The 15132-nt window shown below is 67.8% G+C and carries 13 protein-coding genes and 1 tRNA gene; 11 read left to right on the forward strand and 3 right to left on the reverse strand.

What is annotated here, in order from left to right:
- Window positions 1-121 precede the first annotated feature (121 nt).
- Window positions 122-601, reverse strand: a complete 480-nt coding sequence (locus tag GHC57_RS10115; RefSeq protein ID WP_153343780.1) for an ImmA/IrrE family metallo-endopeptidase — start codon at window positions 599-601, stop codon at window positions 122-124.
- 198 nt (window positions 602-799) lie between these two features.
- Between GHC57_RS10115 and GHC57_RS10120 the strand changes: the two genes are divergently transcribed.
- From GHC57_RS10120 to GHC57_RS10140, 5 genes are all read left to right on the forward strand, one after another.
- Window positions 800-3664 (forward strand): class I SAM-dependent DNA methyltransferase, encoded by a 2865-nt coding sequence (locus tag GHC57_RS10120; RefSeq protein ID WP_170294811.1) that lies wholly within the window; start codon window positions 800-802, stop codon window positions 3662-3664.
- Between the two features lie 3 nt (window positions 3665-3667).
- Window positions 3668-4510 carry a hypothetical protein gene (locus GHC57_RS10125; RefSeq protein ID WP_153343784.1) on the forward strand — a complete coding sequence of 281 codons (843 nt, stop codon included), beginning with the start codon at window positions 3668-3670 and terminating at the stop codon, window positions 4508-4510.
- Window positions 4511-4651: 141 nt separating this feature from the next.
- A complete protein-coding gene (locus GHC57_RS10130; protein WP_153343786.1) occupies window positions 4652-4867 on the forward strand; it encodes a helix-turn-helix transcriptional regulator in 216 nt (71 codons plus the stop codon).
- A 164-nt stretch (window positions 4868-5031) separates the two neighbouring features.
- A complete protein-coding gene (locus tag GHC57_RS20550; protein WP_425500663.1) occupies window positions 5032-5754 on the forward strand; it encodes a DUF7146 domain-containing protein in 723 nt (240 codons plus the stop codon).
- Entirely contained in the window at window positions 5751-7220 is a 1470-nt protein-coding gene (locus tag GHC57_RS10140; RefSeq protein ID WP_153343790.1) for a YfjI family protein, read from the forward strand. The genes GHC57_RS20550 and GHC57_RS10140 overlap by 4 nt, the downstream gene beginning before the upstream one ends.
- A gap of 158 nt (window positions 7221-7378) precedes the next feature.
- Here GHC57_RS10140 and GHC57_RS10145 read toward each other — a convergent pair.
- Together GHC57_RS10145 and GHC57_RS10150 are read right to left on the reverse strand one after the other, a co-directional pair.
- Window positions 7379-7454: transfer RNA gene (locus GHC57_RS10145), tRNA-Ala, on the reverse strand.
- Between the two features lie 367 nt (window positions 7455-7821).
- A complete protein-coding gene (locus tag GHC57_RS10150) occupies window positions 7822-8181 on the reverse strand; it encodes a TIGR02300 family protein (RefSeq protein WP_170294813.1) in 360 nt (119 codons plus the stop codon).
- A gap of 976 nt (window positions 8182-9157) precedes the next feature.
- On the opposite strand from GHC57_RS10150, the gene cmk reads away from it, so the two are divergent.
- The 6 genes from cmk to GHC57_RS10180 all read left to right on the forward strand — a co-directional run bounded on the left by cmk (window position 9158) and on the right by GHC57_RS10180 (window position 15116).
- Window positions 9158-9829, forward strand: coding sequence for a (d)CMP kinase (gene cmk, locus GHC57_RS10155; RefSeq protein WP_170294819.1), 672 nt, complete (start codon window positions 9158-9160; stop codon window positions 9827-9829).
- Between the two features lie 78 nt (window positions 9830-9907).
- Window positions 9908-11635: a 30S ribosomal protein S1 gene (gene rpsA / locus GHC57_RS10160; RefSeq protein ID WP_153343792.1), complete on the forward strand. Its 1728-nt coding sequence runs from the start codon at window positions 9908-9910 to the stop codon at window positions 11633-11635.
- Between the two features lie 289 nt (window positions 11636-11924).
- On the forward strand, window positions 11925-12215 hold the full coding sequence (gene ihfB, locus GHC57_RS10165) for an integration host factor subunit beta (protein ID WP_153343794.1): 291 nt from the start codon (window positions 11925-11927) through the stop codon (window positions 12213-12215).
- Between the two features lie 154 nt (window positions 12216-12369).
- The gene (locus GHC57_RS10170; protein ID WP_153343796.1) at window positions 12370-12744 is read left to right on the forward strand and encodes a lipopolysaccharide assembly protein LapA domain-containing protein; all 375 of its coding nucleotides are present in this window, start codon (window positions 12370-12372) and stop codon (window positions 12742-12744) included.
- 267 nt (window positions 12745-13011) lie between these two features.
- Complete coding sequence (locus GHC57_RS10175) at window positions 13012-14079, forward strand: L-threonylcarbamoyladenylate synthase (RefSeq protein ID WP_153343798.1); 1068 nt, start codon at window positions 13012-13014, stop codon at window positions 14077-14079.
- Window positions 14080-14180: 101 nt separating this feature from the next.
- Entirely contained in the window at window positions 14181-15116 is a 936-nt protein-coding gene (locus tag GHC57_RS10180) for a sugar phosphate isomerase/epimerase family protein (RefSeq protein ID WP_153343800.1), read from the forward strand.
- The last annotated feature ends 16 nt before the right edge of the window (window positions 15117-15132 follow it).

Consider the following 15132-nt stretch of genomic DNA (forward strand, 5'->3'; position numbering starts at 1 on the left):
GCTGGAATTCGAGCAGGGATCGAGGAAACTTGCTCATGGTCGGGCTCCGGAAATGGCGTGCGTTCACGTTATGTTCTACGCCGTTTCAGGCCACCTGTCACCACATGATGTGGTCCCGGACTCAAAGGGATAAGCCCTCTTCGGTAATATCCCCATTCGTATCTTTATACGCATTGCGAAAATCACTTTCAGGCATCAAGAAGGCAGCGGCGAACCAATTGGCTTCCCATTCCGTTCGGTCAGAGCCATACCTGAGTGCCTTGACAGGTCCTGTTATCTCTCCGTTGCGATTTGGCCAAAGAAAGTGAAGAACATAATGACCAAGCTCATGGGCCAAAGTGAATCGATCACGTGTTTGACTTGTATCCCAGCTTAGAAATATTGTGAAATCTCTTTCGCCTCTAATCTCAGTCGAGCCAGAATCCGTGTTCTCGTTCCAAAAGTCTTTGTATTGAATGTCGCCGCCCAGTTTTTCTACGATGTCCTCGAGATTTCCGCCGATATCGTAGCCAACCTGCTTAGCTACGCTTTCCGCGAGCTTTTCCACTGAGTTCTTTGTTAAGCCGCTTGCAGTGGCTGCAGCGAATTTTTGGTCTGACATATATACCTCTCAGGTCCTGCCCCCGACTGCCTGAAAAGCTAGCCTTGATGAGACCGTATTCAAGGCGGATTCGCGGACGCTATGTCAAGGGCAACTTACAGATGGCAGCGCGTGAATGATATGGAAGGGGCCGACAATATGCCGTACCCCTGGCCATCAAGCGAGAGAACGCTCGCGGGCGCACGCAAGAGGGCAAAGGTGACCCCCGAATCCTTCATCGCCAAATGGCAAGCCGCCGAGCTCAAGGAGCGGTCCGCCGCTCAGGAGCATTTCATCGACCTGTGCCGCATGCTGGGGGAGCAGACCCCGGCCGAGGCTGATCCCAAGGGCGAGTGGTACTGCTTCGAGCGCGGCGCCACCAAGACCACGGGGGGCGAGGGCTGGGCCGACGTCTGGAAGCGCGGCCATTTCGGGTGGGAGTACAAGGGCAAGCGCAAGGACTTGTCCGCCGCCTTCGTCCAGCTTCAGCAATACGCGGTGGCGCTGGAAAACCCGCCGCTGCTGATCGTCTGTGACCTCGACGATTTCGAGATTCACACCAACTGGACCAACACGGTCTCCGAGGTTCATCGGTTCACGCTCGATGACCTGACCCGCGCCGATGTGCGGGACAAACTGAAGTGGGCCATGAGCGAGCCGGATCGGCTCAAGCCCACCCGCACGCGGGACAGCCTGACGGCGGACGTGGCCAGCGACTTCGCGGCGCTCGCCGCGTCCCTGCGCACGCGGTTCGCGGATCAGCCACAGGCCGTGGCCCACTTCATCAACCGGATGATCTTCTGCATGTTCGCGGAGGATGTGGACCTTCTGCCCAACGACATGTTCTCGCGGCTGCTGGACCGGGCTTTTCACGCGCCGGAGGATTTCCCGGACCTCGTGCGGGAGTTGTTCGCGCGCATGGCGGCCGGCGGGTTCTTCGGGGTGGACCGGATCGCCTGGTTCAACGGCGGCCTGTTCGATGCCGACGATACCGTCTTTCCTCTGACCCGCGCGGAAATCGACATCTGCCGCAAGGCGGCGGCCATGGAATGGGGCGACATCGACCCCTCCATCTTCGGCACCCTGTTCGAGCGCGGGCTTGACCCCGACAAGCGAAGCCAGTTGGGGGCGCACTACACCGACCGCGACAAGATCATGCTGATCGTGGAGCCGGTGATCCTCCGCCCCCTGCTGGCCGAGTGGACCGATGCGAAAGCGGCCATCGCGGAGGCCATGGCCAAGGCGGAGAACCCCAAGTCCACGCCCGCCACGCGCACTCGGCACCGCAACCGCGCCGAAACGCTGCGGCAGCACTTCATGGAGCGCTTGCGCGGCTTCCGGGCGCTCGATCCCGCCTGCGGGTCCGGCAACTTCCTTTACGTGGCGCTGCACGCGCTCAAGGACCTGGAACTGCGCGTCAACCTGGAATGCGAGGCCCTGGGCCTGCAAAAGGAATTCCCGTCCCTGGGGCCGGAGGTGGTCAAGGGCATCGAGATCAACCCCTATGCCGCCGAACTGGCCCGCGTGACGGTGTGGATCGGCGAAATCCAGTGGATGAAGCGGCGCGGCTTTGACGTGTCACGGAACCCGATCCTGAAGCCGCTCGATACGATCGAATGCCGGGACGCGGTGCTGACGGAGGCGGGCAAGGAGGCGCCTTGGCCGAAGGCGGACGTGGTGATCGGCAACCCCCCGTTCCTCGGTGGCAAGCGCATGCGCGACGGGCTGGGGGATGACTATGTGAACCGCCTGTTCCGGGCCTATGACGACCGCGTGCCGGCCGAAGCCGACCTCGTGGCCTATTGGTTCGCCAAGGCGTGGCAGGCGATCCAGGCGGGGACGCTGACGCGCGCGGGGCTGGTCTCGACCAACTCCATCCGGGGTGGCGCCTCCCGCCGGGTTCTGACACCGATTGTCGAACAGGGTGCCATTTACGAAGCGTGGGACGATGAACCCTGGGTGGTCGAGGGCGCGGCCGTGCGGGTCGCGATGGTCTGCTTTGCTGCCGCGCCGCCCCTCGGGGAAAGCCGGTTGGACGGGGTGCCGGTGGACCGCATCTATTCGGACCTCACGTCCGGCGGGGTGGACCTGACCAAAGCGCAACGCCTACCCGAGAACAAGGGCGTGGCGTTCATGGGCGACACCAAGGGCGGCGCGTTCGATGTTTCGGGGGACGTGGCTCGGGCGTGGCTGAAACAGCCGCTGAACCCGAACGGGCGGCCCAATGCCGACGTGTTGATGCCGTGGGTCAATGGCATGGACCTGACGCGGCGCCCGGCCGGCAAGTGGATCATCGACTTCGGGTGGGACATGTCGGAGGCCGACTGCGCACTTTACGAAGAACCTTTTCTATACTCACAAGAGAAAATTAAACCTGATCGTGAGAAGCGTCAGTCACGAGGGTATGCGAAGGCTTGGTGGCGCCACGAACGCCCAAGGCCGGAGATGTGGGATGCCCTCAAGGGAAACGGTGCCTACATTGCGACTCCAACGGTTGCGAAGTATCGGCTCTTCGTTCGCTTACCCCGGACGGTCTGCCCGGATCACCAACTCATCGTGATTGCCCGCGACGACGACACGGCGTTCGGCATCCTGCATAGCCGGTTCCATGAGACTTGGGCGCTCCGCTTGGGGACGTGGCTCGGCAAGGGGAACGATCCGCGCTATACCCCCAGCACGACCTTCGAGACGTTCCCATTCCCCGAGGGGCTGACGCCCGACATTCCCGCCGCCGACTACGCGGGCGATCCGCGCGCCATCGCGATTGCGGAAGCCGCGCGCAATCTGGATGAACTTCGCCGCAACTGGCTCAATCCGGCCGATCTGGTGGAGGTGGTGCCGGAGGTCGTGCCGGGCTATCCGGATCGGCTGATCCCCAAGGACGACGAGGCGGCGGCGGTGCTCAAGAAGCGCACGCTCACGAACCTGTATAACCAGCGGCCGGCGTGGCTCGCCAACGCGCACGAGGCGTTGGATCAGGCCGTTGCCGACGCCTACGGCTGGCCCGCCGACATCTCCGATGATGACGCGCTCGCCCGCCTGTTCGCCCTCAATCAGGACCGCGCGGCGGCAGAGGGGGCGTGAGGCATGCCTGTTCTTCCGATCCAGGAGACGGACCTTCCCTTGGCTGGCAACGTATTCCTGTCCGCCATGGCCATGGTGTTCAGCCGGGGCGATGCCGCCAAACATGACCTGATGTATCGCGGTCTGCTCGCGCAAGCGGACTACTTGTCGATCACCCAACGGGGTACGGTCCCCGATATGGACTGGCAGGCGCACGCGAACCTTGTCGAGGCCGGCGCTTTTCGCCGGGAGTGGCAAGGCGACATCACCCGAGGGATGGTCGGATTCGTCAATACCGCCGAGTTGCTGATCGTCGTCTTGAGCTTGTCCAAGACCAGCCCGAAATGGTCGACTCTGGAAAATGCTCTTCGGATCGTGGGGCGGCGCCGCACGGCAGCGAAGTTGCGCGGCGCCCGGAGCGGCTTTCTCGCGGACTGGAAAACGTGGAGCCCTATGGCCCACCTCGGGGCGGCTATGGTGCTGTGCCCAGCGTTTCAGGACGTGCCGCCGGAATTCCTTTCATCCTTCGGTTTGTCGGGCTGGCCTGATCTTGGTGAGATGCGATTGCCCGACGATGGGCCGGATGATTCGCGAGCTGAATTTCCGGAAGGCTCGCCGCTCCATGCCCTGGGTCTCGACATCCTGGGGCAGTTGGAAAAACGCTCGCTCAGCTTCCTATCAACAGCGAACCGGGTCCTTGACGATGCCTCCGGGTATTACGCGAGGGGTCAGGAAAAGCTGAACAAACCGCTTTTGGACCGGCAGACCGCCTGGACGTTCCCGGAGGCGCTTGACCTCGATCCCTTGCCGGTGACGTACCCCCGAATATCCGACACGGAAGTCTGGTGGCTTGGCGAACGAGGCTGATCTACGCGTTTGTCAAGGAGTCCTAGAAAACATTGGACTCCCCGCAGTCCAAAGTTTCTTGGGACTCGTTATCCATTCGTTTTCAGTCGTTTAGCGTCCTCCTCGGTCATCGCGAGTGACCTGGATTCAAGGAGGACTCATATGAGCGACACCCATCCGCGCAAACTCCGCGCGCCCGCCGCCGCCGTCTACCTCGGCCTGTCCGCGTCCACCCTGGCCAAGATGCGCCTGCGGGGCGACGGGCCGGTCTATTCCAAGGCCGGGCCGCGCATCGTGCTGTATGACGTGGCGGACCTCGACGTTTGGCTTGCGGGCCGCCGCCGGACCTCGACTTCCGACACGGGAGGCCGGGCATGATGGACGCGGACACCATGGCCGGGGCGCTCGGTCTCCGGCGGACGGGGCGTGGCACGTTTGGCGGCGCCTGTCCCGCCTGCGGATACCCGAACGCCTTTTTCCTGCGCGAGGGGCGGGAGCGGGTCCTGTTCCGCTGCCACGCCTGCCGCGATCAGGACGCCATCATGGACGTCCTGACCGACCGGGGCCTGTGGGGGCTCAAAAACGCCGGGGCTGGGTGTGCCCCTGCTCATTCTGCTCATCGTGCTAATCACGCGAACACGGCGGCCTTTCGGGATGGGCGCCATGTGGACTTTGCGCGGCGGATTTGGCGGGAGGCCGTCCCGGCGGCGGGCACGCTGGCCCATACGTATCTAAAGGGGCGTCATCTGCATGAGCCGCCGCCCGGCTCTCTTCGGTTCCACGGCGGTTTGCGACATCCGGAGGCGAGGGGGCGTCTCCCGGGTATGGTCGCCGCCGTCACCGTCTGGCCGGACCGGGACGTGCGCGCGGTGCATCGAACGTTCCTGAAGCCCGGCGGGGAGGGCAAGGCGGCGGTGTCGCCGCCGAAGATGACCCTGGGGCCGCTGGCCGGCGGCGCCGTGCGCTTGGCTCCGCTTGGGCCGTGCCTGCTGATCGGGGAGGGCATCGAAAGCACGCTGTCCGCCATGGCGGTGTTCGACCTGTCGGGGTGGGCCGCGCTTTCGACCGGCGGACTGCGCGGCGTATGCGTGCCGCCGCCTGACCTTGTGCCGGATATCGTGATTGCCGCCGATCATGACCAGCCCGGTCTCTCTGCGGCGCGGGGCCTGGCGGCGCGTCTGCATGCGCTTGGGCATCGTGTCCGACTCGCGTGTCCGCCCGACGAAGGCGCCGACTACAACGACGTGCTGCGGGGGGCGGGATGATGGAGGACTTCACCCCGGAGCCGCCGCGCCCCCTCTTGCGCGACCTGCCCGAGGGGGACCCATACCCGGTGGACGCCCTCGGCCCCGTGCTGGGGGGCGCCGCGCGGGCGATCCATGAGAAGATCCAGGCGCCGTTGGGCATGTGCGCCCAAAGCGTTCTCGCGGCGGCCGCGCTCACGGTTCAGGGCCGGCGGGACGTTGCCTTGCCCCATGGGCAGGCGCGGCCGTTGTCCTGTTTCTTCCTGTCCATCGCCCCCAGCGGTGAACGCAAAAGCTCATGCGACTCGGAGGCCCTGGCGCCCGTACGAACGTACGAACAGACCCTCCGCGCCGCGTACGATGAAGAGGAGATGACGTACCGGAATGAGAAGGAGGCATGGGACGCCTGCCGGCAAGCGATCCTGCGCGGCAAGAAGTCCGGCACCATCCCCGATATCCGCGCGAAGTTGGATGGCCTGGGGCCGGAGCCAGCGCCCCCGTTGAAGCCGGTCATCGTCTGCGCGGAACCGACGTTCGAGGGGTTGTGCCGGCTGTACGAAGAGGGCCGGCCCTCGCTGGGCATCTTCTCGGCCGAGGGCGGGCAATTCATCGGCGGCCATGGCATGAGCGAGGAAAACCAACTGCGCACGGCGGCGGCGCTCAGCGAGGTCTGGGACGGGCAGCCCATTACCCGCGTCCGTGGGGGCACCGGAACCAGCGTGCTCCCGGGGCGGCGTCTCGCCATGCACATGATGACCCAACCGGACGTGGCGTCCCGGTTCCTCCAGAATCGGGTGTTGGGCGATCAGGGGCTTCTCTCCCGCTTCCTCGTGTGCGCCCCGGCCCCTGCCGCCGGGACACGGTGTTTCCGTGAGCCGTCGGACGCCTGCCGGTCCGCCCTCCATACGTATGAACGGACAATCGCGGGTTTGCTTCGGGAGCCGCTTCCGTTGGCCGAGGGGCAGCGGAACGAACTGGCGCCGCCGGTTTTGGGTTTGTCTGCTAACGCCCGTGCCCGGTTGATTCCGTACATAGGGGAGGTCGAGGCGCGGCTTGGTCCCGCCGGTATGTACGAAGCGATCCGGGCCCTGGCCAACAAGCTCCCTGAGCATGCCGCCCGGCTCGCGGCCGTCCTGGCGCTCGTGGCGTATGTTCATACGGATTCGGTCGCGGCGAACCACATGGAGGCGGGCATTGCCCTTGCGGACTTCTACGCGGGTGAGGCGGTGCGGCTGCATATGGCCGGGCACGACGATCCCGACCTCCGCCACGCCCAGCGGGCGCTGGACTGGCTCCATACGGGGTGGGGCAAGCCCGTGGTGATGCTCGCCAATCTGTACCAGTCCGGCCCGGGCTCGCTCCGCTCCGCGAAGGACGCCCGGCGGATCACCCGCATCCTCGAAGATCACGGCTGGCTCGTTCCGATCCCCGGCGCCGAAATTGACGGCGCCCGGCGGAAAGAAGCATGGCGGGTGGTCCGTGGATGAGCCGGGTGCGAATGGGTTAGCAGGTTTAGCAGGATGAGCGGCGACGGTTTCGGAGGCGCGAAATGTGGTCCTGTGGGCGCTCGGCCCCCCGTGCTTACTATGTGCTTACTGGAATAAAATAAGGGGCTAGACGGTCTGGCCTAACCCCTTGATTTTATTGGTGGAGCCGTGGGGAATCGAACCCCAGACCTCTACAATGCCATTGTAGCGCTCTCCCAACTGAGCTACGGCCCCGTCGCTGTCTTTGTCTCGCGTCACCCTCCGGGCGTTGGGTGGGTCCGGTCGGGCGATCGTCTGACGATCTTCCGTCGGACCCCGGGGAGGGTCGGAGCGCCCCGCCGGTGCGGTGGGTGCCCCCTGTCGAGGCCCGGGAACTTAGGGTCTCGGCTCCGCCGGGGCAAGAAGAAAATTGGGGTCTCCTGCGCTTTTTTTCGGTGCGGTGGCGGATGAATTTCTGTTGGCTCGCTGCGCCCCGGGCGACCCCGACGGGGCCGGTGCTCAAGGCGTCGCGTCGCGTCGCCATCCCGGAGGTGGTCGCCCCTGGGCGACCGGGGCGACGGCGGCGATGAACCGGACGAGTCCGGTTCATCGCCGATCGATCTCAGTCGTCGTCGTTGTCGTTGTCCAGGTGCTCGATGACCTCGGCCATGTCTTCCTCGTCCTCGCCCAGGTCCGAGGCGTCCTCGATCATGTCGCCGCTTTCCTCGTCGGTCGTCTCGTCGTCGCTCCCCAGGCCCGGTTCGTCGAGACCGGGCTCGTCCAGCGTCTCGTCTGGCACGGGGGCCGCCTTGGGCTTTTTCTCCGCCGCCGGGGCCGGTTTGGGCCGCCGCTGGCGCACGGGCGCCTCATCCTCGTACACCGCCCCGCACTTGGGGCAGGTGATGGGCTGGCGCCGCATGTCATAGAAGCGCGCTCCGCAAGAGCCGCAGGTTCGCTTGGATCCCCATTCCGGCTTGGCCACCCTGGTCCTCCCTGGAGTCTGGCTCGAAACACCGCGGCGCGGTCGGGGGCGGAGTCCGGTTCGGTTCCCCGGCCGGCACCCCGGACCCCTGCGGGGCCGCCACTGGTTGAGTTGGGCGCGTTTGCCATCATCGCCCGGTCAAGTCAACGTTTCTTGCCGCGCGGGCGGGCGGGCGTCTGTCACCCCGTGCGGGCGTGTGCTAGATGCCCCGTCACACCGGGCGCAGAAGGAACCGCAGTCGATGACAGAGACCAGAACCACACCGAACGAGGCCGTCGGGTCGGGGGAGGCCCTGGCGCGCGAAATGGCAGCCCCCCTGGCCGTGCTGCTGGCGGCCTCGACCGTGGGCGAGACCCGCTTGCCGCCCGGGCTGGCGCCGGCGCGCGCGGCGGCCCTGGCGACGGCCCTGGGCGCCGACAGCGCCGCCGATCCGGCGCGGGACGGGGGGATGGTGATCGCCGGACGCGGGCCGGGCGGCCTGCGGGAGCCGGCGGCGCCCCTGGACCTGTGCGGCCTGCCGGCCCTGGTCGGCCCGGTCTGCGGGCTGCTGGCGGGGCAGGCGGTGACGGCCATGGTGCTTGTCGGGACCGTGCCGCCCGGGCTGTCCGCGGTGTTGGAGGCGAGCGGGGCGCGGGTCGTGGCCCCCGGGGCCGGCGCGCACGGTCCGCTGGCCATCGCGGGCCGCGACGCGCCGATGGCGCAGGATCGCAGCGACCGGCCGGACGACCCGCCGGAGCTGGCGATGGCGGCGCTGTGCATCGGCCTGACCGCGCCGGGCGAAACCAGGGGTCTGCTGCCGCCGGCGCTGGCGGCGCTGGCGGTGGACCTGTTCGGGGCCTTCGGGGTTCCGGTTGCGGTGACGCCGCAGGGGGCGCGGCTGTGCGTGGCGGTCACCGGCCAGACGGAGACGACCCCGGCCGCTCTGCCCGACGGCTGGCCCGCCCTGCCGGCCTGGGCGGCGGCCGCGCCCCGTCCGTTGACCATTGCGGTGGACGGCCCGGCGGCGGCCGGCAAGGGCACGCTGGCCCGGACGCTGGCGGATCGGCTGGGGCTGGCCTATCTGGACACCGGCCTTCTGTACCGGGCGACCGGCATGGCGGTGAGGGCGGCCGGGGGCGACCCGGACAATCCGGGGGATGCCGAGGCGGCGGCCCGCGCCCTGGACCCGACCGCGATCGAGCCCGACGCCCTGCGCGGTGAGGATGCCGGCGATGCGGCCTCGCGGGTGGCGGCGATCCCGGCGGTGCGCGCCGCTTTGCTCGACCAGCAGCGCGCCTTCGCCCGCCAGCCGCCGGCGGGCGCGCGCGGCGCGGTGCTGGACGGGCGCGACATCGGCTCGGTGGTCTGCCCCGACGCGCCGGTGAAACTGTTCGTGACGGCCAGCGTGGAAACCCGGGCCAAACGGCGCGTTCTGGAGTTGCGGCAGCGGGGGCAAGAGGGTATAGAGTCGCGTGTCCTTCAGGATATGAAGGCACGCGACGCGCGGGATTCCGCCCGCGGCGTTGCACCGCTCGTTCCCGCGGACGATGCCGTCGTGCTGGACACCTCCGACCTGGACCGGGACGGGGCGCTGTTCGGCGCATTGGCATTGGCCGGGGCTCGCCTGCGCGCGGGCCCGCAAGGGATGGGCGGACCGCACACCTCCTGACCAAACCTGTGCCACAAAGACCGCCGGATCCAACCGGCAGGCCGGAAAACAGTCACCACCCGAAAGGATTGAGACTCCATGGCCGAAGCCGCCACAGACATGACCGCCGAGATGGGCGGGATGGAAGACTTCGAGGCGCTCCTGAACGAGACCCTGGGCGAGAACGCCTCTCTGGAAGGCACCGTCATCAAGGGCACCGTGATCGCCGTGCGCAACGACCACATCGTCGTTGACGTGGGCCTGAAGTCCGAGGGGCGCGTGCCCCTGAAGGAGTTCACCAAGGCCGGCGAGGACCCGGAACTGCGTCCGGGCGACCCGATCGACGTGTTCGTCGAGCGCTACGAGGACCGTGATGGCAACATCATGCTGTCCCGCGACAAGGCGCGCCGCGAGGAGGCCTGGAACGAGCTGGAGAAGGCCTACAACGAGAACCAGCGCGTCAAGGGCCAGATCTTCGGCCGTGTGAAGGGTGGCTTCACGGTGGACCTGTCCGGCGCCATGGCGTTCCTGCCGGGCAGCCAGGTGGACATCCGTCCCGTGCGCGACGTCACCCCGCTGATGGGCCAGCCGTTCGAGTTCCAGATCCTCAAGATGGACCGCGCGCGCGGCAACATCGTGGTCTCGCGCCGTTCGGTGCTGGAGGAGACCCGCGCCGAGGAGCGGGCTAAGCTGCTGGAGCGCCTGAAGGAAGGCGAGATCCTGGACGGCGTGGTCAAGAACATCACCGACTACGGCGCCTTCGTGGACCTGGGCGGCGTGGACGGCCTGCTGCACGTCACCGACATTTCCTGGAAGCGCATCAACCACCCGACCGAGGCGCTGAGCATCGGCCAGACCGTGCGCGTGCAGGTCATCCGGTTCAACCCGGACACCCAGCGCATCAGCCTGGGCATGAAGCAGCTGGAGGCCGACCCCTGGGAGGGTGTGGCCGCCAAGTACCCGGTCGGCACCGTGTTCGCGGGCCGCGTCACGAACATCACCGACTACGGCGCCTTCGTGGAGCTGGAGCCGGGCGTCGAGGGTCTGGTGCACGTCTCCGAGATGAGCTGGACCAAGAAGAACGTACACCCGGGCAAGATCGTCTCCACCAGCCAGGAAGTGAACGTCATGATCCTGGACGTGGATCCGGACAAGCGCCGGATCTCGCTGGGTCTGAAGCAGACCATGGGCAACCCCTGGTCGGACTTCCTGGAGCGCTTCCCCGTCGGCTCCGAGGTCGAGGGCGAGATCAAGAACATCACCGAGTTCGGTCTGTTCATCGGCCTGCCCGGCGAGATCGACGGCATGGTCCATCTGTCAGACCTGGACTGGAACCGTTCCGGCGACGAGGCGGTCAAGGACTACGGCAAGGGCGACGTGGTCAAGGCCAAGGTCCTCGACGTGGACGTGGACAAGGAGCGCATCAGCCTGGGCATCAAGCAGCTCGGCGATGATCCGTACTCCGCCGCCACGGCCGACCTGCGCAAGGGCCAGATCGTCACCGGCGTCGTGACCCAGGTGCAGGACAACGGCATCGAGGTCGAGGTCGGCGGGGCCGTCGGCTTCATCCGCAAGAGCGACCTGGCCCGCGACCGCGCCGATCAGCGGCCGGAGCGCTTCGCCGTCGGCGAGAAGGTGGACGCCAAGATCACCAACATCGACAAGGCGAACCGCCGCATCGGTCTGTCCATCAAGGCCCGCGAGGTGGACGAGGAAAAGCAGGCCATGGCCGACTACGGCTCGACCGACTCCGGCGCGTCGCTCGGCGACATCCTCGGGGCGGCCCTGAAGCAGGCCCAGGCCGGCAAGAAGGGCGACGACGAGTAGGCACTCGCGACCCTTCGCGGATCCGCACGCGGATCCGCCCTGTGGCGACGGCGGTCCGGGGCTCCGGGCCGCCGTTGTCCGTTTGGGGGGAGCGGCGGGGCCGCCGCATAGTGTCCGGAATACACTCACCGAGAAAAAATCGTTGTTGTCGAGGCCGTTACCTTGACCCGCCCGCAACCCTTTGGCAGCTTAGGGTTAATTTGAGGGCGGCGTTCGCGGCGACTCGGGCTCATAGGGGGGCCGAGTCGCCACCGTTGGTGGGGCCGCCGACGCATGAGGTCTTGGTAGGATGACGAAGTCCGAACTGATCGCCCGTATCGCGGAACTGAATCCCCATCTGTATCAGCGCGACGTTGAACGCATCGTGTCCACCATATTTGACGAGATCGCGAGTGCGCTTGCCCGTGGGGATCGTGTGGAATTGCGCGGGTTTGGGGCGTTTTCGGTGAAGCACCGGGATGCGCGGGTCGGCCGCAACCCGCGGACCGGCGAGACCGTGTCGGTGGATGCGAAGGCCGCGCCCTACTTCAAGACCGGAAAGCAACTGCGGGAATTGTTGAACGGCGGGGAAAGTGTCTAGTAGACTGGACACCGGCCTGAGGGAAACGGGGCCGTGGGCCGAGGCATGGCGCGGGCTGGCTGAGCCACGTCGTGCCCCGGACGGGTCCGTTTCCGGACGGGGACCGGGGCCGTCATGTGTCCGGTTTCCGTGACAAGAGGGGCGCCAGAGCCCAATGACGCTGACCGCTCACGGGACAACCCCGGGGCGGGTTGTTGGGCACTGGGGGCTGGCAACACTCAAGAACGGGACGCGACCAGTGTTCAAATTCTTCGCATGGGTGATCGGGCTGCCGATCATCGTTATCGCCGTCTTCTTCGCCATCTCCAATCAGGAGTCGACCACGCTGAGCTTCTGGCCGACCGAGTACACGGCCGAGATGCCCATGTTCTGGGCCGTGCTGGGTGCGCTGTTGATCGGTCTGATCCTCGGCGTGTTCTTTGCCTGGCTTTCGGGCGGCAAGCGCCGCTCCGAGAACCGCCGCCTGCGCAGCGACCTGAACTCGGCGCGCCGCCGCGCGGAACAGGCCGAGGCCAAGCTGGCCGGCTGACGACCGCCATTGCGGGCCCCTGCGCGGTCGGCGCAGGGCCCGGCCGGGTCGAACGGTCGGGCCGGGGGGTCAACCCGCGTCTGAGTCACCACGTCGTGCATCGGGAGTCCGGCCGGCTGACCCGGGCTCCCGATGGCGCGTGGCAGGCGTGTGCATGTCGCCCATGCGGGCCGTGCGCTTGCATCCGACGCCCTGTCCTGTCTTTGTCCGGCGCGGAGGGACCCCGGCGCTCGGGGTCCACAGACAGGGACAGCCGCGACCGCGTCGATGCCGTGTAATCAACCCACCCAGTCCCGGGGCGGGGCCATCAGGCCACCGCTCGAGTCCCGGCCCGCCGACTCCGCGGCGCTGGAGGCGGCCGCGCATGCGCTGCGTGCGGGCCGTCTGGTGGCGTTTCCGACCGAGACGGTCTATGGTCTGGGCGCGGATGCCCGGTCGGACGCGGCGGTGGCCGCGATCTATGCCGCCAAGGGGCGGCCGGCCCGCAATCCCGTCATCGTGCATGTCCCTGATTTGGCGGCGGCGGAATCCTTCGTCGAGGTGACGGCGGCGGCCGAGGAATTGGCCCGCCTGTTCTGGCCCGGCCCCCTGACCCTGGTGCTGCGCCGCCGGCCGGAGTCGCGGTTGTGCGCGCGGGTCTCGGCGGGCGGGGCGACGGTGGCGATCCGCGCGCCGGCGCATCCGGTCGCACGGGAGTTGCTGCGCCGGGCGGCGATCCCTGTGGCCGCCCCGAGCGCCAACCGCTCTGGGGCGGTCAGTCCGACCACGGCGGCGCATGTGGCGGCTGATCTGGGCGCGCCGCCGCCCGAGGCCCTGGCCATGATCCTGGACGGCGGGCCCTGTCCCGTCGGTGTCGAGTCCACCGTGCTCGACCTCAGCGGCCCGCATCCGCGCGTGCTGCGACCGGGCGGGATCACCCGCGCGGCGCTGGAGGAGGCCCTGGGCGGTCCACTTGACAGCGCGTCCGGCGACTCGGAGACGGACGGGACAGGGGCGCGCGGCCCGCTTGCCGCCCCCGGCATGCTGTCGAGTCATTACGCCCCCAGCCGCCCGGTGCGGCTGGACGCCACCGGGGCCGATCCGGGCGAGGCCCTGCTTGGATTCGGGGGGACCGCGGGCGCCGACCTGGACCTCAGTCCGGCCGGGGACCTGGACGAGGCCGCGCGCAATCTGTTCGCCATGCTGCGCGCGCTGGATGTCCCACCCCATCGGGGCATCGCGGTCGCGCCGGTGCCGACGCGGGGGCTCGGGCAGGCGATCAACGACCGGCTGAGCCGCGCCGCCGCGCCCCGCACCGGCGACGTGACGCGGGTGCAACGAGGTGAGTCGAAATAAAAAGGTCATGCAATGGGTTACGGGTTGACTGGTAGGAAGGCCGCGACGGTGGGGCCGCCCCTGAAGGGGCTGGGCGCCGCGCTGAAGCGGGAGGATGAGCGATGACCACGGTCTCCAGTCTGGGCGTCATGCTCACACGCACCGACGGCGACGGTCTCGCGCGCTCGCTCGACATGCTGGCGGCCGCGGGGGCGGAGCATGTCGAGATCAATCCGACCCTGGTGCATGGCCTGCTGAACGGGCGCGTTCGGCCCGAGGTGGTGCGGACCCTGCGGGATGACCTGACCGCGCGGTCCCTGGGCGCTGTGGTGCACGCGCCGCTGTCGCTGAGCCTCATGGACGAGGAACATGCGGGCCTGCAGCGGGCCGTGGGCGAGGCCAGCGTGGCGTTCGCCGCCGGACTGGGTGCGCGGCGCATGGTCATCCACCCCGGATGGGTCGAAGGGCGGCGGCTGAAGCTGGAACGCGAGCGTCTGATGCAGATGGAGCGCGCGGGGTTGCGGCATCTCGCCACGGTGGCGGCGGACAGCGGGGTGACCCTGTGCCTGGAAAACATGCCGGCCACCGAGGAGTCACCGGACGGCACCCTGGACAACCACGGGCTCGACTGCCGCAGCGTCGCCGCACAGGTGCGCGCGGTGGATCACCCGGGGCTTGCGGCGACCATCGACGTCAGCCACGCCTACATCTCCAGCGCGTGGCTGGGGGAGGACCTGCGGGCTCAACTGGAAGCGCTGGCGCCCGTCACGCGGCATCTGCACTGGCACGATTCGTTCGGGCGCGTGGCCACGTTGCCGCGACCGCGCCCCGGGGAAAACCTGGCCTACGGCCTCGGCGATCTGCACTTGCCGCTGGGCTGGGGCGACCTGCCGTGGGAGGCGGCCATGGCCGGATTGCCGCTGCCGGACGAGGTCAGCATTACATTGGAAATCACGCCGAAATACGCCACGCCGGATACGGTGACGGACAGCGTGGCCCGGGCTCGCGCGCTGATCGAGCGGCTCGGCGCCCGGCAAAATGGCGAGGCGGCGGCCTGAGCGCGCCGCGCGCGGC

The organism is Roseospira navarrensis (assembly GCF_009601025.1).
GTDB classification, from domain to species: domain Bacteria; phylum Pseudomonadota; class Alphaproteobacteria; order Rhodospirillales; family Rhodospirillaceae; genus Rhodospira; species Rhodospira navarrensis.

Excerpts from the sequence above, each read along its gene's own strand:
- GHC57_RS10115 (WP_153343780.1), bottom strand. The coding sequence starts at position 601 with ATGTCAGACCAAAAATTCGCTGCAGCCACTGCAAGCGGCTTAACAAAG.
- GHC57_RS10125 (WP_153343784.1), top strand. The coding sequence starts at position 3,668 with ATGCCTGTTCTTCCGATCCAGGAGACGGACCTTCCCTTGGCTGGCAAC.
- GHC57_RS10130 (WP_153343786.1), top strand. The coding sequence starts at position 4,652 with ATGAGCGACACCCATCCGCGCAAACTCCGCGCGCCCGCCGCCGCCGTC.
- GHC57_RS20550 (WP_425500663.1), top strand. The coding sequence starts at position 5,032 with ATGGACGTCCTGACCGACCGGGGCCTGTGGGGGCTCAAAAACGCCGGG.
- GHC57_RS10140 (WP_153343790.1), top strand. The coding sequence starts at position 5,751 with ATGATGGAGGACTTCACCCCGGAGCCGCCGCGCCCCCTCTTGCGCGAC.
- rpsA (WP_153343792.1), top strand. The coding sequence starts at position 9,908 with ATGGCCGAAGCCGCCACAGACATGACCGCCGAGATGGGCGGGATGGAA.
- ihfB (WP_153343794.1), top strand. The coding sequence starts at position 11,925 with ATGACGAAGTCCGAACTGATCGCCCGTATCGCGGAACTGAATCCCCAT.
- GHC57_RS10170 (WP_153343796.1), top strand. The coding sequence starts at position 12,370 with ATGACGCTGACCGCTCACGGGACAACCCCGGGGCGGGTTGTTGGGCAC.
- GHC57_RS10175 (WP_153343798.1), top strand. The coding sequence starts at position 13,012 with ATGCCGTGTAATCAACCCACCCAGTCCCGGGGCGGGGCCATCAGGCCA.
- GHC57_RS10180 (WP_153343800.1), top strand. The coding sequence starts at position 14,181 with ATGACCACGGTCTCCAGTCTGGGCGTCATGCTCACACGCACCGACGGC.